Here is a 21011-nt window from a genome sequence, read left to right on the forward strand (position 1 = left end):
GCTCGGCGACGATTAGGGCCGTCCATGGAAGGCCGTCCAAGACCGTTTCGCCACCCCGGGGCGGGGTGACGGGAAACGTATCCGACTGTGCCGCACAAATAAAACGATGAGCCTCTACGCACTCAAACCCAAATTTCAGAATCGTCTGCGCCCGTTCGCGAACTCGCTCGCCGAACGCGGTGTCACGGCCAACCAGGTGACGCTGTTCGCGGCCGGCGGCTCGATCGTCGTCGGCGCGCTGGCCGGGCTCGGCGTGTTCGCCCGCGCACTGTTCCTGCTGATCCCGCTATGGCTGTTCGTGCGGATGGCGCTCAACGCGATCGACGGGATGCTCGCACGCGAGCACAACCAGAAGAGTACGCTCGGCGCATACCTGAACGAACTGGGCGACGTCGTGTCCGATATCGCGCTGGTGCTGCCGTTTCTCGCGATTCCGGCGTTCGCTCCGGCAGACGTCTGGCTGTTCGCGCTGACGGCGGTGATCGTCGAATGTGCGGGGCTGATCGGCCCGCTGGTCGGCGTGAGCCGCCGCTACGACGGCCCGTTCGGCAAGAGCGACCGCGCGCTCGCCCTCGGCGCGTTCGCGCTGTGGATCGGGCTCGGGTTTCCGGTCGGCGGTGTCGCCGCGTGGCTGTGGCGCTTGCTGATCGTGCTGTCGATGGTCACCGTGGTGCGGCGCGTGCAGGCCGGCATCGCGGAAAAGGGTGCTTGAAAGGGTAGTCCAGGCAGTTGCAGGGCCGGGCGCCGGAGGGCGGCGCACCAAAATTCGAATAACGAAACGAGAGAGATCGCATGAGCGCACGCATGGCCCGTGAGGCCGACTTCATCACGCACGACGGCGAAACGCTGTTCTATCGTCACTGGCCCGCAACGGGCGCGCGCTGCCGCGGCGCAATCGTATTGCTGCATCGCGGCCACGAACACTCGGCGCGCGTCGCGCACCTCGTCGACGAGCTCGACCTGCCCGATTTTGCGTTCTTCGCGTGGGATGCGCGCGGCCACGGCCGCTCGCCCGGTGCGCGCGGCTACAGCCCGAGCGCGGCCGCGTCGGTGCGCGACCTGCAGACCTTCGTCGAACATATCCGCGACGCGCACGGCATCGCGATCGAGGACATGGCCGTGGTCGGCCAGAGCGTCGGCGCGGTGCTCGCCGCCACCTGGGCGCACGACTACGCGCCGCCGATCCGCGCGCTCGTCGTCGCATCGCCGGCGTTCCACATCAAGCTCTACGTACCGTTCGCGCGGCCGGGCCTGCGGCTGATGCACAAGCTGCGCGGGCTGTTCTACGTGAACAGCTACGTGAAGCCGAAATTCCTCACGCACGATCCCGAGCGGATCGCGAGCTATGCGTCCGATCCGCTGATCACGCGGCCGATCGCGGTCAACATGCTGCTCGACCTGCACGACACCGCGCAGCGGATCGTCGCCGACGCGGCCGCGATCACCGTGCCGACGCAACTGCTGATCTCGGGGGCCGACTGGGTCGTGCATCGCGGCCCGCAGGACCGTTTCTTCGAACGCCTCGGCGCGGCGCGCAAGGAGCGCATCGTGCTGCCGGGCTTCTATCACGACACGCTCGGCGAACGCGACCGCGCGCAGGCGCTCGCGCCGCTGCGTGCGTTCGTGCTGCGTGAATTCGATGCGCCGAGCCCGCGCGTGTCGCTCGCCGACGCCGACCGGCGCGGCGCGTTTCACGACGAATACGCGGCGCTCGGCCGGCCGCCGGCGAACGTGTTCGCGCGTGCGTACTGGGCGCTCACGCGGGCCGGACTGAAGGCCGGCGGCGCGCTGTCGGACGGCATCGCGCTCGGGCTGCGGCTCGGCTTCGATTCAGGCTCGACGCTCGACTACGTGTACCGCAACCGCGCGCAGGGGCGCCTCGGCGTCGGCGCGCTGATTGACCGCACGTATCTCGATTCGCCGGGCTGGGTCGGCATCCGCCAGCGCAAGGTGCATCTGCAGGAGCTGATCGGCGCGGCGATCGGCCGCCTGCGCGGCGGCGGCACGCCGGTGCGGATCGTCGACATCGCGGCCGGGCACGGGCGCTACGTGCTCGACGCGATCGCGTCGGCCGCCGAGCGCGACGGCGCGGCGCCCGACGACATCACGTTGCGCGATTACAGCCCGCCGAACGTCGAGGCCGGGCGCGTGCTGATCGCGCAGCGCGGCCTCGAGCCGATCGCGCGCTTCGAGCGCGGCGACGCGTTCGACGAGGCGTCGCTCGCGACGCTCGAGCCGCGTCCGACGCTCGCGATCGTGTCGGGCCTCTACGAGCTGTTCGGCGAGAACGCGCTGATCGAGCGCTCGCTGCGCGGGCTCGCGCAGGCCGTGCCGCCGGGCGGCTATCTCGTCTATACGGGGCAGCCGTGGCATCCGCAGATCGAATTCATCGCGCGTGCGCTGAACAATCACCGCGGCGAGGCGACCTGGGTGATGCGCCGCCGCTCGCAGGCCGAGATGGACGAACTCGTCGCGCGCGCGGGCTTCCGCAAGCTCGACCAGCGGATCGACGAAATGGGCATCTTCACGGTCAGCCTCGCGCAGCGGGTCGACGCGTCATGAGCGCGCTCGACGGCGGCGCGAGCGGCCTCGCGGAGCCGGCCGCAGCCGCCGGCGCGCGCGACGCGTCGTTCGCGCTGCGCCTCGGCTGGCTCGCGGCGATGGGCGCCGTGTTCTTCTCGACCTACGGTTTCGCGAACTGGCTCGCCGCACGCCGCGCCGCGGTGCCGACCTTCGCGTTCGGCTGGGAGCACGCGATTCCGTTCGTGCCATGGACGATCGTGCCGTACTGGTCGATCGACCTGCTGTATGCGCTGTCGTTCTTCTTCTGGACGCGCCGCGCCGACCTGCTCGATCACGTGAAGCGGCTGCTGACCGTACAACTGATCTCGGTCGCGTGCTTCATCGCGTGGCCGTTGCGCTTCGGCTTCGAGCGGCCCGACGCGGGCGGCGTGGCCGGTGCGCTGTTCACGCTGCTGATGGGGTTCGACAAGCCGTTCAACCAGGCGCCGTCGCTGCACATCGGGCTGCTCGTCGTGCTGTGGGCCGTCTATGCGAAGCATCTGCGCGGCACGCTCGCGCGCGTCGTGCTGCACCTGTGGTTCGCGGCGATCGGCGTGTCGGTGCTGACGACCTACCAGCATCACGCGATCGACGTACCGACCGGCGCGGCCGTCGGCTGTCTCGCGCTGTTCCTGTTTCCGCTGCGCGATGCCGCGGGCCGGCTGCCGGGCGCCGAGGCATCGCCAGGCGCGGCCGGCCGCGCGCTCGCGCGTCGCTATGCGCTTGGCGCGGCGGCGGTCGCACTCGTGGCCCTCTGGTGCGTGCCGCGTGCGCCCGGCTGGGCGCTGGTGGCCGGGTGGGTCGCGCTGGCGCTCGCGTGTGTCGCGTGGATCTACCGGCGCGGCGCACCCGGCGCGTTCCGGAAGGACGCGCACGGGCGTTTCCCGGTCGTCATCCGCTGGCTGCTCGCGCCGACGATCGCCGGCGCATTCGTCAATTCGCGGCTGTGGACGTTCCGGCAGCCGGCACCGGTGCGGATCGACGAACGCGTTTCGATCGGCCGGACGCCGACGACACGCGACGTGCGCCGCCACGGTTTCACGGGGCTGGTCGACCTGACCGCCGAAATGCCGCGCTGGGCGTCGCTCGATGCGTCGCTCGGCTATGCGACCGTGCCGCAGCTCGACCTCGTCGCGCCGACGGCCGCGCAACTCGCGCAGGCCGTCGCGGCGCTCGAACGCCTGCACGGGGAAGGGCGCGACGTGCTGGTCTGCTGCGCGCTCGGCTACGGGCGCAGCGTGCTGTGCGCGGCCGCGTGGCTGGCGGCGCGGCGCGGGTTCGGCGATGCGCGCGACGCGCTGGCCGCGGTGCGCGCGGTGCGGCCGCATGCGGTGTGGTCGGACGAGGGCGTGGCCGTGTTGCAGCACTGGATCGATCGCCGGCGCGGCGCGGGGGGCGTGTGATGCGCGACCCGTCCGCACCGTTCCGGATTGCCGCCGCGCGTGGCGCGCTCGATGCGGGCGCGTGGGCGATCGCGGCCGCGCTGGCTGCGGCTGGCGCGGGCTGGTGGATCGCATCGGGCTGGGCGCCGGCGACGATCGCCCGCGTGCTGCTGGCCGTCGTCAGCACCGGATCGGGGATCGCGGCACTGTGGTGCGCGGTGCGGATCGAGATCGACCGCCGGCTGTTCGCCGCGCTTGCGCGCGCGGCGGCCGGCGACGCATCGGTCGACGACGGGCTCGCGGCACTCGACCGCGCGCTCACCGATCTCGGCTGGATCGACGCGTCGAAGACCGGTCGCGCGCTCGATGCGCGCGTGCGCGGCGCGGTCGGGTTGTGCCGCGCCGGTGTGCTGGTCGCGATCGTGCAATGGCTCGTGGTCGGGCTCGCGATCGCCGTTCCGCAGATCGGCTAGCGCCGGTTCAAGCCCGCCGCGGGCGGTTGAGGGTGCCGTTCCGCCCGCCGGTTCGTCGACGCAGCGGCCTGCGCGTGCGCGTTATGCGTGCGCCGTCCGCGGCGACCGCGTGCGCTTCACTTCATACATCGCCTGATCCGCATGCTCGATCAGCGCGTTCATGTCGGTGCCGTCGTCGGGCAGCAGCGCAATCCCGACGCTGACACCGAGCCGCATCGGGCGACCCTCGAATTCGAACGGTTCGCCGACCTGACGCGCGAGCCGCGTGCTTTGCGCGTGCGCGTCGTCGCGGTTGCCGATGTTCGGCAGGATCACCGCGAATTCGTCGCCGCCGATGCGCGCGACCGTATCCGAGCGCCGCACCGCCCCCTGCATCCGCGTGGCGATCTCGCGCAGTGCCGCGTCGCCCGCGCGGTGGCCGAAGCCGTCGTTGATCGGCTTCAGCCCGTCCATGTCGATGTTGAGGATGCCGAGCCGGCCGTTCGCGCGCAGCGTCGTGTGCATCGACTGCCGCAGGCGGTCGTAGAACAGCGCGCGGTTCGGCAGGCCGGTGAGCGCGTCGTGCGTCGCGCGCAGGTACAGTTCGTTCGCCTCGTTGCGCGCCGCGTGGAACATCGCGGCGGCGATCAGGTCGGCCGTCAGCCGCAGCGTGCCGGCGTCGGCTTGCGAAAAGCCGTCGACCTCCGGCGACATCACCTTCAGCACGCCGACCGTCGTGTCGGCATGGGTGAGCGGCATCACGAGCATCGAGCGCAGGCCGACCCGCCGGCAGGCGTCGCGATCGACGCGCGGGTCGATTTCCGAATCGGTGCAGTGCAGCAACGCGCCTTGCTGCACGCACAGGCCCGACAGGCTGCCCGAGCGCCGCAGCCGCAGGCCGAGCATCCCGGCCGCGGTGCCGGACGCGGCGCGGTACACCATGTCGTCGCCCTCGGCGAATTCGACCGCGGCGGCGCTCGCGCCGGTGAGTTGCGGCACCTGCTCGGCCACGTAGGCCATCACGCTGCCGAGGTCGAGGCCGAGCTTCGCGATCTCGGTCTGCGCGGCGATGATGCGCAGCAGCGTGTCGGGCGACGGGGTGGCGGTGTCGGCGATTTGATTCAAGTCAGTTTTCCGTGAAAGAAAGCACGTCCGGCGGCGCGGGATTGCGGTAGCATACGCGCCGCCTCGCGGCCGCGCGTCCGGGCGGTCTGCAACGGATCGCCGCCGGCCAGCCGCTCCGCGCCGGCAGTATGCCGTTGAGCTCGTCCCGGGACAACGGCGCAATTCTTACCATTCGTCCCGCTTACGCAGCAGTTCCGACCCGATTGAGGTTTTTTTCGCCTCATCGTTGCGAATCAAGGTGAGTTTTGTCCTATTTTTGAGATAGTGTGACGAATGGGTGTGTGCCAGTGCCAGGCGCGCACAACGCGATGACAGGCGATTAAAGAATTCGCTGCGTCGTTTCGATAACTGAGTCAGGTCACTTCGTTACTTCGTTATATGAGGGGAAGCAGTGGGGATGTTCACTCACGGGCATTGCTGCTTTGCGCGCGTCGGTTTTGATGCGACAGTTGACCGGATGATCTCGACGAAACGGAGCGGCGCATGAAGCCGGCCGTGTCGCTGTTCGTCCTGTCGGCCGCCATGGCCGGCGCTTTTCATGCCGCCGCGCTGTCGGCCGCGCCGATGCCGGCCGTGCCGTCTGCCGGCGCGGCGTCCGGTACTGCGCCGGTGCCGGCGCCTGCGGCGGCCAGCGTGCCGCCCGCCGGCCTGCCGGCGACGACGGTGCACCTGCCGTTCGCGTCGCTCGGGGCGTTCGATCCGCTGCGCCTGCGCGGCGCCGACGACGCGCGTACGATCAATGCGGGCGTGCGGCTCGATCGCGTGGTCACCGGCGCGCGGCTGCGCCTGACCTATGCGTATTCGCCGTCGCTGGTGTTCCCGATGTCGCACCTGAAGGTGTCGGTGAACGGCGAGGTCATCGCGACCGTTCCGTTCGACGCCGCGCAGGCGGGCCGCACGGTCACGCAGGAAATCCCGATCGATCCGCGCTACTTCTCGGATTTCAACCAGATCGGCCTGCGCCTGATCGCGCACTACACGCTCGACCATTGCGAGGATCCGTCGAACTCGGCGCTGTGGGCCGACGTGAGCCCGAAGAGCGAGCTGATCCTCGACGAATCGCCGGTCCGCCTGCCGAACGATCTCGCGCTGCTGCCCGCGCCGTTCTTCGACCGGCGCGACAACGGCCGGGTGCGGCTGCCGTTCGTGCTGCCGGCGACGCCCGATTCGGCGACGCTGCGCAGCGCGGGCGTGCTCGCGTCGTGGTTCGGCGCGCTGGCCGACTACCGGCATGCGCGGTTCCCGGTGTCGTCCGGGCTGCCGGCCGACGACCAGGCGGTGGTGATCGGCACGGCCGCGACGCTGCCGGCCGGCCTCGCGCTGCCGTCGATCACCGGCCCGCTGCTCGCGGTGGCCGACAACCCGGCCGCGCCGGGGCGCAAGCTGCTTGTCGTCACGGGCCGCACGGCGGCCGAGGTCGACGATGCGGTCGCGACGCTCGTGCTGGGCCGCGTCGCGCTGTCGGGGCCGGCGGCGACGGTCGCGCACGTCGATCTCGGCGCGCCGCGCAAGCCGTACGATGCGCCGCGCTGGCTGCCGGTGAACCGGCCGATTACGTTCCGCGAACTCGTATCCGATACGCGCGACCTGGAAGTGCGCGGCACGGCGCCCGATGCCATCCGCCTGAACCTGCGCGTGCCGGCCGATCTGCATTCGTGGAACGGCGCGGGCGTGCCGATCATCCTGCGCTACCGCTACACGGCGCCGACGGTGCAGGACAACTCGACGCTCGCCGTCGAGATCAACGACCAGCTCGTGAAGTCGTACCGGCTCGGGCCGGCCCATGCCGAGGATGCGCACGGCCGCATGCAGCTGCCGCTGCTGTCGGTGCCGGAAGGGCGCGTGACGAGCGACGTCGACATCCCGGCGTTCCGGGTCGGCAGCGGCAACCAGCTGCAGTTCCGCTTCACGCTCGACACGCAGAAGACGGGCCTGTGCTCGAGCACGGCGACCGAGCCGCAGCGGGCGGCGATCGATCCCGATTCGACGATCGACTTCTCGCACTTCGTCCATTACGCGCAATTGCCGAACCTCGCGTTCTTTGCGAACAGCGGCTTCCCGTTCACGCGCTTCGCCGATTTGTCGCAGACGGCCGTCGTGATGCCCGACCGTCCGTCGCCGCAGGAACTCGAGGCCTACCTGACGATGCTCGGCCACATGGGCGAATGGACCGGCTTCCCGGCGCTGCGCGTGCAGGTCGCGCGGCCCGGCGACGTCGCCGCGCTGTCGGGCAGCAAGGATCTGCTCGTGATCGATGGCTCGCCCGCGTCGCCGCTGCTCGCGCACTGGCGTTCGGCGCTGCCGCTCGTGATCGGCGAACAGGGCAGCGCGGGGGGCGAAGGCGCCGCGCGCGTCGCGTTCTCGGTGAAGGAGCGCTGGCGCAACGGCGTCGGCCTGGCCGAAGGCGGCGCGCATATCGAACAGACAGGCTCGCTCGCGGCGCTCGCCGGGTTCGAGCTGCCGGGCAGCCGGGGGCGCAGCGTCGTCGCGCTCACGGCGACCGACCAGCCGCGCCTCGGCGATCTGCTCGACGTGTTCGAGAACGCCGGGCTCGTGTCTCAGCTGCAGGGCGACCTTGCACTGGTGCGGCCGGGGCAGGTCGACAGCCTGCGCGTCGGCGACCCTTACGTGGTCGGCTTCGTGCCCTGGTATGCGCGCGTATGGACGCAAGCGGCGCGGCATCCGGTCGTGCTCGGCGCGGTCGGCGTCGTCGCGGGGCTGCTGCTCGCGCTCGGCGTGTTCAGCGTGCTGCAGAGAATCGCCGCGCGCCGACGGGGGATGTAACGGATGGCGCGGGCAATGGCGAAGCGACGGGCAATGCGGCCGGCGCGGCGCGTCGGCGCGACACTCGCGCTGGCGGTTGCGGTGACGTGCGCGGCGGCCGGGATGGCCACGCGTGCGCAGGCCGCGGGAACCGGTGCGACCGACGCGGCGGATGCGGCGGATGCGGCCAACGCGGGATGCGGCGCGACGTGGCCGCGCTGGGACGCGTTCAAGCGCGATTTCATCTCGGCCGACGGCCGCGTGATCGACGTCGGCTCGGCCGATTCACGCACGGTGTCGGAGGGGCAGGCGTATGGACTTTTCTTCGCGCTGGTCGCGAACGACCGGCGCATGTTCGACACGATCCTCGCATGGACCGAGAACAATCTCGCGCAGGGCGACCTGAGCGCGCATCTGCCGGCGTGGCTGTGGGGCCGCGCGCCCGACGGCGCGTGGCGCGTGCTCGACGCGAACGCGGCGTCGGACGCCGACCTGTGGATCGCGTATGCGCTCGTCGAGGCCGGGCGGCTGTGGCACGAGCGCAGCTACACGGCGCGCGGCACGCTGCTCGCGAAGCGCGTGCTCGACGACGAGACGGCGAGCGTGCCGGGCCTCGGCCTCACGCTGCTGCCGGGGCCGACGGGGTTCAAGCTGGCCGATGGCCAGTGGCGCGTGAACCCGAGCTATTCGCCGCCGCAGGTGATCCGCGCGCTCGGCGCGCGGCTGCCCGACGACCGGCGCTGGGCAGCGCTCGTCTCCAGCACCGGGCGCGTGCTGCTCGACACCGCACCGAAAGGCTTTTCGCCCGACTGGGCGCTGTATCGCGCGGGCACGGGTTTCGGGCCCGATCGGCAGACGCATGCGGAGAGCGCGTACAACGCGATCCGCGTCTACCTGTGGGCCGGCATGCTCGACCGCGCCGATCCGCTCGCCGCGCCGTTGCTCGCGCGCTTTGCGCCGTTCGCCGACCACATCGCCGCGCATGGCGCACCGCCGGAGAAGGTCGACACGACGACGGGCGTCGCGGGGCCGAACGACGGCAACGGCGGGTTCTCGGCGGCGGCCGTGCCGTTCCTCGACGCGCGCGGCCAGCGCGCGCTCGCGGATGCGCAGGCGGCGCGTGTCGATACGCTCGCGCGCCAGTCGGCGCCCGGCTACTACACGAGCGTGCTGACGCTGTTCGGGCTCGGCTGGCGCGACGGACGCTACCGGTTCGGCGCGGACGGCACGCTCGACGCCCGCTGGGGAGGCCGTTCGTGCGCCGCCCGCTGAAGCGCGCCGCGCCGCACGTCGCGGGATTCGCGTGGCTCGCGTCGTCGGTGTGCGCGGCGGCGCCGGGTACCGCGTCGGCTGCGACGCTGGCGGCCCCCGCGACGCCGGCGACCTCCGCGTCCGCCGATGCGCAGCGCCAGCTCGACACCGCGCGGATGTGGGGCGTCAAGCATCGCGACGACCTCGCGCGCGATGCGCTGCGCAAGGGGCTGCTGATCGCGCCGGGCGATCCCGACCTGCTGGCCGAACAGGTTCGCGTGCTGCTGCGGCTCGGCGATGCGCAAGGCGCGCAGGCGTCGCTCGCGCGGCTGCAGGCGCAGTCGCCGAATGCGCCCGCCACGCGGCGGGTGGCCGACGAATACCGCGTCGCGACGAGCGGGCGTGGCGAGATGGCGCAGATCCGCCTGCTCGCGCGCAGCGGTCGCGCCGACGAGGCGGCCACGCGGATCGTCGCGCTGTTTCCGAACGGCGCACCGTCGGGCGCGCTCGGCGCCGAGTATTACCAGATCGTGTCGAATGCGCCGGGCGGGCGCGAGCCGGCGATCGCCGCGCTGCGCCGCGCGGTCGCGGCCGATCCGCAGGACACGAGCGCGACGATGGCGCTCGCGCGGCTGCTGAACCAGCGCGCCGACACGCGGCCGGAGGCGAACCGGATCGCCTGGGCGCTCGCGAAACGCGCCGACGCCGACCATACGGAGGCGATGGCGTTGTGGCGGCGCGTGCTGCAGCCGGCCGGCAATGATCCGGCGTATCTCGATGCGCTGCATGCGTATCTCGCGCTCGCGCCGGACGATACCGAATTCGTCGACCGCGTCGCGGCGCTGGATCGCCAGCGCGACGCGCAGCGCAAGCTCGAACGCAATCCCGACTACATCGCGCAGCAGCGCGGCCTGCAGGCACTCGCGCGCGGCGACCTGAGCGGCGCCGATCCGCTGCTGACGCGTGCCGCGCGCTCGCGCGCGGACGACGCCGATGCGGTCGGCGGGCTCGGCCTGCTGCGCCTGCGCGAAGGGCGGCACGACGAAGCGCGTGCGCTGTTCACGCGCGCCGCGACGCTCGCGACCGACCAGCGCGACAAATGGCAGAGCCTCGCGCGCACCGCGCAATTCTGGGGGCTGCTCGCGCAAGGCCGCACGGCGGCCGCTGCGGGGCGACCACAGGATGCAGAGCGCGCGGCCCGTGCGGCACTCGCGATGCAGCCGGACAGCCCGGACGCGAAGTTGCAGCTGGCCGATGCGTTGCTCGCGCAGCGCGACTGGGCGCGCGCGGAGCCGCTGCTGCGCGCGCTGCTGGCCGCGCGCTCACCGAACCCCGCGGTCGTGCGCGACACGGCCACGCTGTATGAGAACACCGGCCGCGCGGACCAGATCGGCCCGCTGCTCGACGCGCTGCAAGGCCGCGTGACGGGCCGCGACGATCGGCGCGCGCTCGACGGCCTGCGTGCCGACCTGCTCGCGAACCAGGCGCGCGCGCTGGCGGACAAGGGCGAACGCGGGCCCGCCGCGCAGCGCTACGAGGCGGCCGTGCGCGCGGCGCCCGACGCGCCGTGGACGCGCTTTGCGCTCGCGCGCCTCTATCGCGACATGGGGCTGCCGCAGCTCGGCCGCACGGTGATGGACGACGGGCTCGCGCAAAGCGCAACGCCCGAGATGCGCTACGCGACCGCGCTGTACCGCAATTCGCTCGACGACGTCGCGGGTGCGCAGGCCGCGCTCGCACCGGTCGACGACGCGCACCGTTCGGACGGGATGCGTGCGCTGGCACGCAAGCTCGACGCGGAAAGCGCGCTGGCCGACGCACGCGGCGCGCTCGCGCGCGGCGACCGCACGGCGTTCGCCGCGTCGCTCGCCCAGGCGCAGGCGAGTGCGCCGGACGATCCCGACATGCTCGCCGCGATCGGCGCGCAGTGGATCGATGCGGGCGAGCCGGACCGCGGCCTCGCGCCATTGCATGACTGGATCGACGCACACCCGCGCGAAGCCGATGCGGACGTGCGGCTGCGCTACGGCGACCTGCTCGGCAGCGCGGGGCGCGACGACGCGCTTGCCGCGTGGCTCGACACGCTGCGCGGGGCACCGTCGCTGACGCCCGCGCAGACGGCGAGGATCGAGGATCAGTCGCTGCGGCTCGTGTTGCGTCAGACGGACGCGGCGATCGCGCAGCAGGACTACGCGCAGGCGCGCAAGCTGCTCGATCGCGCGAGCGCGGCCGGCCGTGCGGACAAGCGCTATGCGCTCGAACGGGCCGATCTCGAACGCGCGCAAGGCCATTACGACGCGGCGCGCGATGCGCTCGCGCCGGTCGTCGCGCGCACGCCGGACGATGCCGAGACGCAGCTCGCGCTGGCACGCATCGACGAAGACAGCGGCAACCGGGCAGCCGCGCTTGCGCGCGTGCAGGCGGTGCTCGCGCGCACGCCGGACGACGACGTCGACACGCAACTGTCGGCCGTGCGCCGCCTGAATGCGCTGCGCCGCCCGGACCAGGCCGTGCAGGTGACCGACCGGCTGCATGCCGCATATCCGGCGCGCGCCGACGTGACGGTCGCGGCCGGGCGCGTGGCCGAGGCGCAGGGTCGCTATGACGATGCGGCATCGTTGTACCGGTTGTCGCAGTCGCAGGAACGCGCGACGGGCGTGAGCCCGGGGCGCGACGGGCTCACGCCTGCGCAGGCCGCGTTCGCGGATCTCGAGCAGCGGCGCAATCCCGAGATCGAGACCGGCTGGATGCCCGCGTACAAGTCGGGCGATGAAGGCAGCTCGTCGTATCGTGCGCAGCAGGTGCCGATCTACGTGCAGGTGCCGATTCGCTACGACGGGCACGTGTTCGCGCAGATCGACACCGTGCATCTCGACGCGGGTACGCTCGATACGAGCAACCCGAACGGGTATTCGGTGCAGACGTTCGGCACCTATGCGGCGCTCAAGGCGCTGAACGGGCTGCCGCCACCGTTCCACCTGAATCAGCCGGCCGCCGAGCTGATCGCGAATCCGCCGGGCTCGCTGCATCAATCGATGACGGGCGTCGCGCTCGGCGCCGGCTATCTGTCGGACGCATGGCGTTTCGATCTCGGCACGTCGCCGCTCGGTTTCCCCGTGCATTACCTCGTCGGCGGCGTACGCTATCGCTTCGACGCAGGCCCGGCCAGTTTCTCGGTGAACGCGTCGCGGCGGCCGGAAACGAGCAGCGTGCTGTCGTACTCGGGGATGCGCGACCCATGGACGGGCGCGGTCTGGGGCGGCGTGCGCCGCGACGGCGTGAACCTGCGCGCGTCGGTCGACGTCGGCCGTACGAACCTGTTCGCGGAACTCGGCGCGGGCGTGCTGTCCGGCCGCAACGTCGAACGCAACGCGGCAGTCACGCTGCGCACGGGCTTCACGATGCCCGTGTACGAGCGCGCGACGATGAAGGTCAGCACCGGGCTCGTCGGCAATGCGTGGCACTACGCGCAGAACCTGCGCTACTACACGTACGGACAGGGCGGCTACTACAGCCCGCAGCGCTACCTGTCGCTCGGCGTGCCGATCGAATGGGCGGGGCGGCACGATGCGCTGTCGTGGGACCTGACCGTCACGGGCGGGATCTCGAACAGCTACGAGAAGGATTCGCTGTATTACCCGACGTTCCAGGATCGGCGGGCCGACCAGGTGGCGGCCGGGTTCGTGTACGCGGGCAGTTCGACGCGCGGCGTGTCGTTCTCGTACGGCATCAACGGAATCGTCGAGTACCGTGTGAACCCGCACCTGAGCGTCGGCGCACAACTGAACGTCGACCGGTCGCACGACTACGCGCCGAGTTCGGCGCTCGTGTACCTGCGCTATGCGTTCGATGCGCGCGCTCAACGCAGCTGGCTTGTTACGCCGACGCCCGTTCGGCTTTATTCGGATTACTAGGGGACCGTCGTGAATACGGAAATCGATGCCACCCGTCCCGTGCTCGGCGCCGCCGGCCTGCTGGGTCGCCTGCGTGCGCTGCTGGGCACGGGGCCGGCCGGCGGTCGCGCCGGCACGGTGAGCCGGCTCGCGATCGACGGCTTGCCCGATGCCTGGACGCAACTGGAAGCCGGCGGCCTGTATGCGATCTACGCGGCCGGCGGTACGCCGGCCTGCGACGCGCTCGTGTGGGAGAGCGCGCGACAGGCGCGCACGCGCGACGTGACGGTCGTGCTCGCGCGCGAGGCGGCGCATGTCGCGGGACAGATGCAGGCGCGCGGCTTCGCGGGCGGCGCGCAGCCGGCCGGCTGGCCGCGCAACCTGAACGTGCTGGCGATGTCGCCGGCGGCCGAGCCGGCCCGCGGCGACGGTGCCGGCGCAGCGGCCGACGCACCGCGCCGCGCGGCACCGGGCCCGTTTGCACGGCTGACCGGTGGCCTGCGCGCGCTGAAGCGTTACGGCTTTCGCGCGCGCTCGCTGTATTTCGTCGAGGGCGCGCAGCGCTGGTTCAGCTGGGACGACCCGATCACGCTCGCCGACGAGGCGCACGCACTCGCCGACTGGTGCCGCACGCGGCGGATCGCGCTCGTGCTGCTGCTCGATCCCGAGGCGGACCATGCAGGCGAAGAACCACGCACCGACGATGCTCCGCTCGTGCGCGATGCGGATCGCACGCCGCGTAGCGGCTTTCACGGTATCTGCTCGGGCGTCGCGCAGTTGCAGCGCACGCACGGCGAGCTGCTGTGGATCGTCGATTTCTGGCGTGCGGGCGACACGCTCGCGGCCGGCGAGGTACGGTCGCTGCGCTTTGCGCCGGGCGGCCGGCTGTCGGCGAGCGTCGACGGCGGCGCAACCGAGCCCGCGCGCGGCATGAAGCTCGCGAGCGACGAGGATCGCGTCGTCGCCAGCCGCGCGGTGCTCGACGGCACGACCCGCGTACCCGAGGGCTGGGAAATCGTCGAAGACAACGCGGCCGTCGTCGCGGCCTGCGCGCATGCCCAGGCCGCGACCGCAGTGCTCGTGTTCCACTCGCACGCGCAGCTCGAAGCGCTGTGCGCGGACGTGCACGCGCTGCGCCGGCAATGCGGCGGGGCGCTGAAGATTGCGGTCGTCGAGCGCGGCGAAGTGCTGCGCCAGCAGTTCGAGATGCTCGTGCTGAGCGTCGGCGCGAGCCGCGTCGTCGCGCGCGACCTGCCGGTGTCGCGGATGCAGGCCGCCGTGCACGCGCTGCGCGGCCAGCTCTATGCGCGGCCCGTGGCGGCCGACTATCGTGCGGCGCTCGCGGCCGCGCTCGGCGATTCGGTGCTCGGCTACCTGCCGGTCGGCGCGTTCTGCCTGCGGATTCGCGCGGTGCTCGATCGCGGTGCCGTGCTCGCGCTGCCGCACACGCTCGCGAAGATCGCGCTGCTGCCGGGCGTGTCGCATGTCGACGCGCTGCGGCATTGCCGGCCGCGCCGTGCCGGCGACGTCGTGACGGCCGATGCCGCGCACCTGTACGTGTTCCTGTTCGCCTGCGAACCGGTCGACGCGGAAGACGCGCTCGCGCGCATCTTCGACGTGCCGGTCGACACGCTGTCCGACCGCGTCGTGTGCCTCGGGCACGGCAGCATCGACATTGAGCTCAATGCGTTGAAGGCCGAGAACCGGCGCGCGCCGATCGCCGACTACAGCGATTTGTTCGCGGCCACGCCGCGCACACTGCCGGCGCACGCTGCTCCGGGCGACGCGTTGCCCGACGCGGGCGAGGTGAGCGACGCGATCGATACGATCGATACGATCGTCGCGCTCGAGGCGATCGGTGCGACGCCGTCGGTCGCGGCCGTCGACGCGTCGCGGCCGGAACCCGTCATTCCCGCCGCGCGCAAACGCGGTGCCATCCGCAGCGAGATGCCGCTGCGCAAGCAGGGGGTCGCATGATCGCCGAACTCGTCCTCGGTTTCATCGTCGGCATCGCGATCGCGGTGCCCGTGTGGATCGTCGCCCAGCACCTCGGCATCGGCCGCGGCTTTCACGCGCCGCGCGGGATCGACCGGCGCGACGCGGTGCCTTGCGAACTCGTGCCGGTCGCGTTGCGCGGGCGGCTGCTGCCCGATGCCGAGCGCGGCGAACGCGGTGGTGAGGCGGCCCGATGAAGACGATCGCCATTACGTCGACGACCGGCGGCGCGGGCCGCACGACACTCACGGCCGCACTCGCGGTGCTGCTCGCGCGCCGCGGCCGGCCGGTCGTCGCCGTCGAATTCGACGCGCAGAACCTGATGGGCGCGACGCTCGGCCTCGACACGCTGGCCGAGCACGGCCTCGCGCAGAGCGTGCTCGGCGGCGCCGAGCCGTGGCATGCGCATACCTGGCGCAGCGCCGACGGCGTGCTGTTCGTGCCGTACGGGCAGGTCGATGCGGCCGGCGCCGCCGCGTGCGACGCGCGGCTCGCGGCCGACCCGGCATGGCTGTCGCGCGCGCTCGACGAGATCGCGTTGCCGGCCGACGGCGTCGTGCTGATCGACACCGCACGCTATCCGTCGACACAGGCCGAGCAGGCGATTCGCTGCGCGGACCTGACGCTCGTCGTCGTGCCGCCCGAGCCGACCGCCTGCGCGACGACGGCTGCGCGGCTCGGTGCACTGCGCACCGGCGGTGGCGAACTGCAGATCGTCGTGAACCGGCTGAATCCGGCGCGCGACATGCAGCGCGATGCGCTCGCGATGCTGCGCGCGGTCGCGGGGCCGGCGTCGATGCTCGAGCAGCGCATCCACGTCGATGCGGCCATGCCCGAAGCGCTCGCGCGCGGGAGCTGGATCTTCGACGATGCGCCGTATTCGCAGGCGTCGCACGACCTGAACGGTGTGGCGAACTGGGTTCATGCGTGGCTGGCGGCGGTCACCGCCGGCCGCACCGGAGCGGCGCGATGAAGGCCGTGTTCGCGCCGCGACTGCGCACGCTCGGCCGCCGTGCGGCCGACTGGTGCGCACGCGGCATCGGGCTGCCGGCCGAGCGCACGCTGGTCGACTGGCTCGTGCGATTGTTCTTCCACGCGCCGCCGCCGGGCCGGCCCGATTACGTGCGCCGCTGGGTGCGCGTCGCGACCCTGCGGCTCGCGCAACAGTGGGGCGTGCTGCAGCCGCTCAGCCTGCGCGAATGGCTGTGGCGCGCGATCGTGCGTGCGCCGCGCGCGGCCGATGGCCGGCCCGCGCGCGATCCGCTCGCATGGTTCGACCAGTATGTCGTGCCCGTCTACGTGGCCGGGCGCGCGGTCGGCCGGCGCATCAACGCGCTACTCGAGCGCCTGCCGTGGGTCCGCTGGGGCGGCTGGCTCGATGCGCGCGCACACGGTGTCGGCCGGCGCCGCTGGCTCGCGCCGCTGCTGCTGGTGGCCGGCGCGCTGCTGTGGGCGGCGGCCGGGATGTCGCCGCTGATGCCCGGCGCGCAGTTCGCGTTCTTCGCGATCGTCGCGGTGCTGGCGCTCACGCTGCGCCGCCTGCCAGGCCATCTGCCGACGCTCGCGCTCGCCTCGCTCGCGCTGCTCGCGACCGTGCGCTACGTGTGGTGGCGCACCACGCAGACGCTCGATTTCCGCAGCCCGGTCGAGGCCGTTGCCGGCTACCTGCTGTACGGCGCCGAAGCATATACGTGGATGATCCTGCTGCTCGGCTTCGTGCAGACCGCGTGGCCGCTCGACCGGCCGATCGTGCCGCTGCCCGACGATCCCGACACCTGGCCGACCGTCGACATCTACATCCCGACCTACAACGAGCCGCTGTCGGTCGTGAAGCCGACGGTATTCGCCGCGCAGAGCATCGACTGGCCGAGCGCGAAGCTGCGCGTGTACCTGCTGGACGACGGCAAGCGCCCCGAATTCGAGGCGTTCGCGCGCGAGGCCGGCATCGACTATGTGACGCGCGACGACAACCGCCACGCGAAGGCCGGCAACATCAACCGCGCGCTGCCGAAGACGCACGGCGAATACATCGCGATCTTCGACTGCGATCACGTGCCGACTCGCTCGTTCCTGCAGACGACGATGGGCGTGTTCCTGCGCGACCCGAAGTGCGCACTGGTGCAGACGCCGCACCATTTCTTCTCGCCGGATCCGTTCGAGCGCAACCTCGGCACGTTCCGCGAGATCCCGAACGAGGGCAACCTGTTCTACGGGCTCGTGCAATCGGGCAACGACCTGTGGAACGCGACGTTCTTCTGCGGCTCGTGCGCGGTGCTCAAGCGCAGCGCGCTGGAAGAGGTGGGCGGCGTGGCGGTCGAGACCGTGACCGAGGATGCGCACACGGCGCTCAAGCTGCACCGGCGCGGCTATACGTCGGCGTACCTGCCGACCGTGCAGGCGGCCGGCCTCGCGACCGAAAGCCTCGCGGGCCACGTGAAGCAGCGCACGCGCTGGGCGCGCGGGATGGCGCAGATCTTCCGCATCGACAACCCGTTTCTCGGGCGCGGGCTCGGCTTCATCCAGCGGATCTGCTACGGCAACGCGATGCTGCACTTCTTCTACGGGATTCCGCGGCTGGTGTTCCTGACGATCCCGCTCGCGTACCTGTTCTTCCACCTGTACTTCATCAACGCGTCGGCGCTCGCGCTCGCGAGTTACGTGATCCCGTATCTGGTGCTCGCCAACGTCGCGAACTCGCGGATGCAGGGGCGCTACCGCCATTCGTTCTGGGCCGAGGTCTACGAATCGGTGCTCGCGTGGTACATCGCGCTGCCGACCACCGTCGCGTTCTTCAGCCCGAAGCACGGCAAGTTCAACGTGACCGACAAGGGCGGCAAGATCGACGAAGGCTACGTCGACTGGTCGACGTCGAAGCCGTATCTGGTGCTGTTCGGGCTGAACGTGCTCGCGATCGTCGCCGGCCTGTGGCGGCTGGTGATCGACCAGGGCGACGAGGCGTCGACGATCCTGATCACGCTCGGCTGGACCGTGTACAACCTCGCGATGCTCGGCGCGGCGCTGGCCGTGGCGCGCGAGACCAAGCAGGTGCGCGTCACGCACCGGATCGCGATGCGCGTGCCGGCCATGCTGCTGCTCGCCGACGGCTCGACGGCCGCGTGCTTCACGAGCGACTACTCGACCGGCGGTCTCGGCCTCGAAGCGGTGCCGGGGCTCTCGCTTGCCGTCGGCGACACGCTGACGGTGTGCGTGACGCGCGGCGACCGGTCGTTCCCGTTCCCGGTGCGCGTGAGCCGCGTGACGCCGGCTCATGTCGGCGTGAGCTTCGATGCGCTCACGCTCGAACAGGAACGCCAGCTCGTGCAATGCACGTTCGGCCGCGCGGATGCGTGGCTCGACTGGCACGAAGGCGAGCGCCTCGATACGCCGCTCGGCGGGCTGAAGGAAGTGCTGCGTATCGGCCTGGACGGCAACGTACGGATGTGGAAGGGTGCGGCGCGCGGCCTGCTGGCCATGCTGGCGCCGAAACTCGATCGGGCGCGCGACTGACGCGGCGCTCATCATGGAGTGGGTTAGATGACGTTCTGGAATCCGTATTTCATCCTGAAGTTCGCGCTGTTCGCGACCGGGCACCTGCAGCCGTTCTGGCTCGCGAACCTCGCGTTCGCGGTGGCGCTCGCGGCGAGCGCACCGATCCGGCGGCGTGCGTGGCGCATCGTCCGGCAGCTCGTCGCGATCGCGATCGCGGTGCCGCTGCTCGCCCGCGAGATGCATGCACCGCCGCTCGCCCGTCTCGCCGAGGCCGCGCGCGAAGTGAGCACGTTCCGCCTCGACTACTGGATGGAGCTGCTGCCGCGCCTGTTGCCGCCGGTGCTGCTGCTGACGGTGGCCGGCGCGCTGATCGTCTATTTCATCGTCAACCGCTGGCTGCGCGTCGCGACCTTCGTGCTGGCCGTGCTGATCGTGATGCCGCTGTGGCAGGCCGGCAGCGGGCTGATGGCGCGCGTCGTCGCACCGCTTCCGCAGCAGGCGAACGCGGCAGGCTCGACGCTCGCCGGCCAGCCCGAGGATCACAACGCCGCACTCGCGACGTTCCGCACCCAGGAGTCGCAGCGGCAGGTCGCGTTCGGCCATCTCGGCAACGATCCGGCCGCGCAGTTCGACGTGATCGTGCTGCACATCTGCTCGCTGTCGTGGGACGACCTCGATGCCGCGAAGGTGCGCAACCATCCGATGCTGAGCCATTTCGACTACCTGTTCACGAACTTCAGCACGGCCGCGAGCTACAGCGGCCCGGCGGCGATCCGCGTGCTGCGCGCGAGCTGCGGGCAGGAGGCGCACGCGGACCTGTACAAGCCCGCGCCGCAGCAGTGCTACCTGTTCTCGCAACTGGCGAGCGCCGGTTACTCGGTGCAGTCGCTGCTGAACCACGACGGTCACTTCGACAATTTCCTGCAGGTGATCCACGACAACATCGGGGTGGCCGACGCGCCGATGATCTCGAACGCGGCCGCGCCCGTCGCGATGCACGCGTTCGACGGCTCGGCGATCAAGGATGACTACTCGACGCTCGCGAACTGGTATGCGCAGCGCGCGTCGGTGCCGGGCCCGGTTGCGTTGTACTACAACACGATCAGCCTGCACGACGGCAACCGGATCGTCGGCAGTTCGCTGACGAGCATCGACTCGTATCCGCAGCGCGCGACGAAGCTGATGGACGACTTCGACCGCCTCGCCGACCTGATCGCGCAATCGGGCCGCCGCGCGGTGATCGTGTTCGTGCCCGAGCACGGCGCCGCGTTGCGCGGCGACAAGAACCAGGTCGCGGGCCTGCGCGAGATCCCGACGCCGCGCATCGTGCACGGGCCGGTCGGCGTGCGGCTCGTCGGTTTTGCCGGCAACCACGGCGCGACGACCGTGATCGATCAGCCGGCCAGCTTCCTCGCGCTCTCGCAACTGCTGTCGAACCTCGTGTCGAACAGCCCGTTCAAGCCGGGGGCGACGCTCGCGCAGTACGCGGCCGACCTGCCGCGCACGCGGATGGTCGGCGAGAACGAGGGCACGGTGACGATGCAGACGGCCGACGGTTACTCGGTGAAAACTCCGGATGGCGTATGGATCGACGAACAGTAATTCTGCCCGGCGACGCCGACGACGATCGCCTGTCGCAACCGAACGACGTGCTCGGCCTCGCGCGGCATCTGCCCGCGCTCGATCCCGACCGCTATGTCGACGAGCAGGCGCGCCGCGCGTTCATCGAGTCGCTCGACCGCTGGCCGACGCTCGCGAAGTTGATGGGGCTGCGGTGAGAGGGGCCGTGACGCCGTGCGCGGGGGCGGCCCGCGTGGCCGCGCTCGCGATCGTGGCGCTCGCGCTGGCGGCGCCGGGCGCCGCACAGGCGAGGAAACGCCAGTGCATCAAGTATCTGACCGTGAAGGTTCCCGATCGGATCGTGTCCGACGACGCGATGGTGCATGTCTTCGATCGCGACGGGAAGCATCTCGCGAGCGGGCGCCTCTATCCGGACGGCGTGGCCTATGTCTGCCTGCGCGAACTGCCGCCGGGCGCACAGGTGTTTGTCGATCAGTCGCCGCCGCGGCCGGCTCCGATCTACCGCGGCGGGTCCTGAC

15 protein-coding genes are annotated in these 21011 nt (G+C 71.4%); 14 read left to right on the forward strand and 1 reads right to left on the reverse strand.

Annotated features, from left to right (window positions below; translation table 11 throughout):
* Nucleotides 1–106 precede the first annotated feature (106 nt).
* From QZM67_RS25700 to QZM67_RS25715, 4 genes are all read left to right on the forward strand, one after another.
* Nucleotides 107–712 carry a CDP-alcohol phosphatidyltransferase family protein gene (locus QZM67_RS25700; protein ID WP_175026380.1) on the forward strand — a complete coding sequence of 202 codons (606 nt, stop codon included), beginning with the start codon at nucleotides 107–109 and terminating at the stop codon, nucleotides 710–712.
* 80 nt (nucleotides 713–792) lie between these two features.
* On the forward strand, nucleotides 793–2562 hold the full coding sequence (locus tag QZM67_RS25705) for a bifunctional alpha/beta hydrolase/class I SAM-dependent methyltransferase (RefSeq protein ID WP_301807591.1): 1770 nt from the start codon (nucleotides 793–795) through the stop codon (nucleotides 2560–2562).
* Nucleotides 2559–3965, forward strand: coding sequence for a phosphatase PAP2/dual specificity phosphatase family protein (locus QZM67_RS25710; RefSeq protein ID WP_301807593.1), 1407 nt, complete (start codon nucleotides 2559–2561; stop codon nucleotides 3963–3965). Before QZM67_RS25705 ends, QZM67_RS25710 begins: the two co-directional genes overlap by 4 nt.
* A complete protein-coding gene (locus QZM67_RS25715) occupies nucleotides 3965–4417 on the forward strand; it encodes a hypothetical protein (RefSeq protein WP_301807596.1) in 453 nt (150 codons plus the stop codon). The genes QZM67_RS25710 and QZM67_RS25715 overlap by 1 nt, the downstream gene beginning before the upstream one ends.
* A gap of 81 nt (nucleotides 4418–4498) precedes the next feature.
* On the opposite strand, the gene QZM67_RS25720 is transcribed toward QZM67_RS25715, so the two are convergent.
* Nucleotides 4499–5521 (reverse strand): sensor domain-containing diguanylate cyclase, encoded by a 1023-nt coding sequence (locus QZM67_RS25720; protein ID WP_301807599.1) that lies wholly within the window; start codon nucleotides 5519–5521, stop codon nucleotides 4499–4501.
* A 483-nt stretch (nucleotides 5522–6004) separates the two neighbouring features.
* Between QZM67_RS25720 and bcsB the strand changes: the two genes are divergently transcribed.
* The 10 genes from bcsB to QZM67_RS25770 are packed head-to-tail and all read left to right on the forward strand — an operon-like array spanning nucleotide 6005 to nucleotide 21010.
* Complete coding sequence (gene bcsB / locus QZM67_RS25725; RefSeq protein WP_301807601.1) at nucleotides 6005–8305, forward strand: cellulose biosynthesis cyclic di-GMP-binding regulatory protein BcsB; 2301 nt, start codon at nucleotides 6005–6007, stop codon at nucleotides 8303–8305.
* 3 nt (nucleotides 8306–8308) lie between these two features.
* Nucleotides 8309–9556 carry a cellulose synthase complex periplasmic endoglucanase BcsZ gene (bcsZ, locus tag QZM67_RS25730; RefSeq protein ID WP_301807603.1) on the forward strand — a complete coding sequence of 416 codons (1248 nt, stop codon included), beginning with the start codon at nucleotides 8309–8311 and terminating at the stop codon, nucleotides 9554–9556.
* Nucleotides 9541–13449, forward strand: a complete 3909-nt coding sequence (locus QZM67_RS25735) for a cellulose synthase subunit BcsC-related outer membrane protein (protein WP_301807606.1) — start codon at nucleotides 9541–9543, stop codon at nucleotides 13447–13449. Before bcsZ ends, QZM67_RS25735 begins: the two co-directional genes overlap by 16 nt.
* 9 nt (nucleotides 13450–13458) lie before the next feature.
* A complete protein-coding gene (bcsE, locus tag QZM67_RS25740; RefSeq protein WP_301807609.1) occupies nucleotides 13459–15405 on the forward strand; it encodes a cellulose biosynthesis protein BcsE in 1947 nt (648 codons plus the stop codon).
* Entirely contained in the window at nucleotides 15402–15620 is a 219-nt protein-coding gene (locus QZM67_RS25745) for a hypothetical protein (protein WP_043182427.1), read from the forward strand. Before bcsE ends, QZM67_RS25745 begins: the two co-directional genes overlap by 4 nt.
* The gene (gene bcsQ / locus QZM67_RS25750; protein ID WP_301807612.1) at nucleotides 15617–16396 is read left to right on the forward strand and encodes a cellulose biosynthesis protein BcsQ; all 780 of its coding nucleotides are present in this window, start codon (nucleotides 15617–15619) and stop codon (nucleotides 16394–16396) included. Before QZM67_RS25745 ends, bcsQ begins: the two co-directional genes overlap by 4 nt.
* A complete protein-coding gene (gene bcsA / locus QZM67_RS25755; RefSeq protein WP_301807615.1) occupies nucleotides 16393–18930 on the forward strand; it encodes a UDP-forming cellulose synthase catalytic subunit in 2538 nt (845 codons plus the stop codon). Before bcsQ ends, bcsA begins: the two co-directional genes overlap by 4 nt.
* A 27-nt stretch (nucleotides 18931–18957) precedes the next feature.
* Nucleotides 18958–20514 carry a cellulose biosynthesis protein BcsG gene (gene bcsG, locus QZM67_RS25760; RefSeq protein ID WP_301807617.1) on the forward strand — a complete coding sequence of 519 codons (1557 nt, stop codon included), beginning with the start codon at nucleotides 18958–18960 and terminating at the stop codon, nucleotides 20512–20514.
* Nucleotides 20496–20690, forward strand: a complete 195-nt coding sequence (locus tag QZM67_RS25765) for a hypothetical protein (protein ID WP_175021971.1) — start codon at nucleotides 20496–20498, stop codon at nucleotides 20688–20690. The genes bcsG and QZM67_RS25765 overlap by 19 nt, the downstream gene beginning before the upstream one ends.
* Before the next feature lie 35 nt (nucleotides 20691–20725).
* The gene (locus tag QZM67_RS25770; protein ID WP_301807620.1) at nucleotides 20726–21010 is read left to right on the forward strand and encodes a hypothetical protein; all 285 of its coding nucleotides are present in this window, start codon (nucleotides 20726–20728) and stop codon (nucleotides 21008–21010) included.
* Nucleotide 21011 lies beyond the last annotated feature (1 nt).

It is taken from the genome of Burkholderia sp. AU45251 (assembly GCF_030482905.1).
Lineage (GTDB): Bacteria > Pseudomonadota > Gammaproteobacteria > Burkholderiales > Burkholderiaceae > Burkholderia > Burkholderia aenigmatica.

Bases quoted from the DNA above. Each gene is read 5' to 3' on its own strand.
- QZM67_RS25700 (WP_175026380.1), top strand. From the start codon at position 107: ATGAGCCTCTACGCACTCAAACCCAAATTTCAGAATCGTCTGCGCCCG.
- QZM67_RS25705 (WP_301807591.1), top strand. From the start codon at position 793: ATGAGCGCACGCATGGCCCGTGAGGCCGACTTCATCACGCACGACGGC.
- QZM67_RS25710 (WP_301807593.1), top strand. From the start codon at position 2,559: ATGAGCGCGCTCGACGGCGGCGCGAGCGGCCTCGCGGAGCCGGCCGCA.
- QZM67_RS25715 (WP_301807596.1), top strand. From the start codon at position 3,965: ATGCGCGACCCGTCCGCACCGTTCCGGATTGCCGCCGCGCGTGGCGCG.
- bcsB (WP_301807601.1), top strand. From the start codon at position 6,005: ATGAAGCCGGCCGTGTCGCTGTTCGTCCTGTCGGCCGCCATGGCCGGC.
- bcsZ (WP_301807603.1), top strand. From the start codon at position 8,309: ATGGCGCGGGCAATGGCGAAGCGACGGGCAATGCGGCCGGCGCGGCGC.
- QZM67_RS25745 (WP_043182427.1), top strand. From the start codon at position 15,402: ATGATCGCCGAACTCGTCCTCGGTTTCATCGTCGGCATCGCGATCGCG.
- bcsQ (WP_301807612.1), top strand. From the start codon at position 15,617: ATGAAGACGATCGCCATTACGTCGACGACCGGCGGCGCGGGCCGCACG.
- bcsA (WP_301807615.1), top strand. From the start codon at position 16,393: ATGAAGGCCGTGTTCGCGCCGCGACTGCGCACGCTCGGCCGCCGTGCG.
- bcsG (WP_301807617.1), top strand. From the start codon at position 18,958: ATGACGTTCTGGAATCCGTATTTCATCCTGAAGTTCGCGCTGTTCGCG.
- QZM67_RS25765 (WP_175021971.1), top strand. From the start codon at position 20,496: ATGGATCGACGAACAGTAATTCTGCCCGGCGACGCCGACGACGATCGC.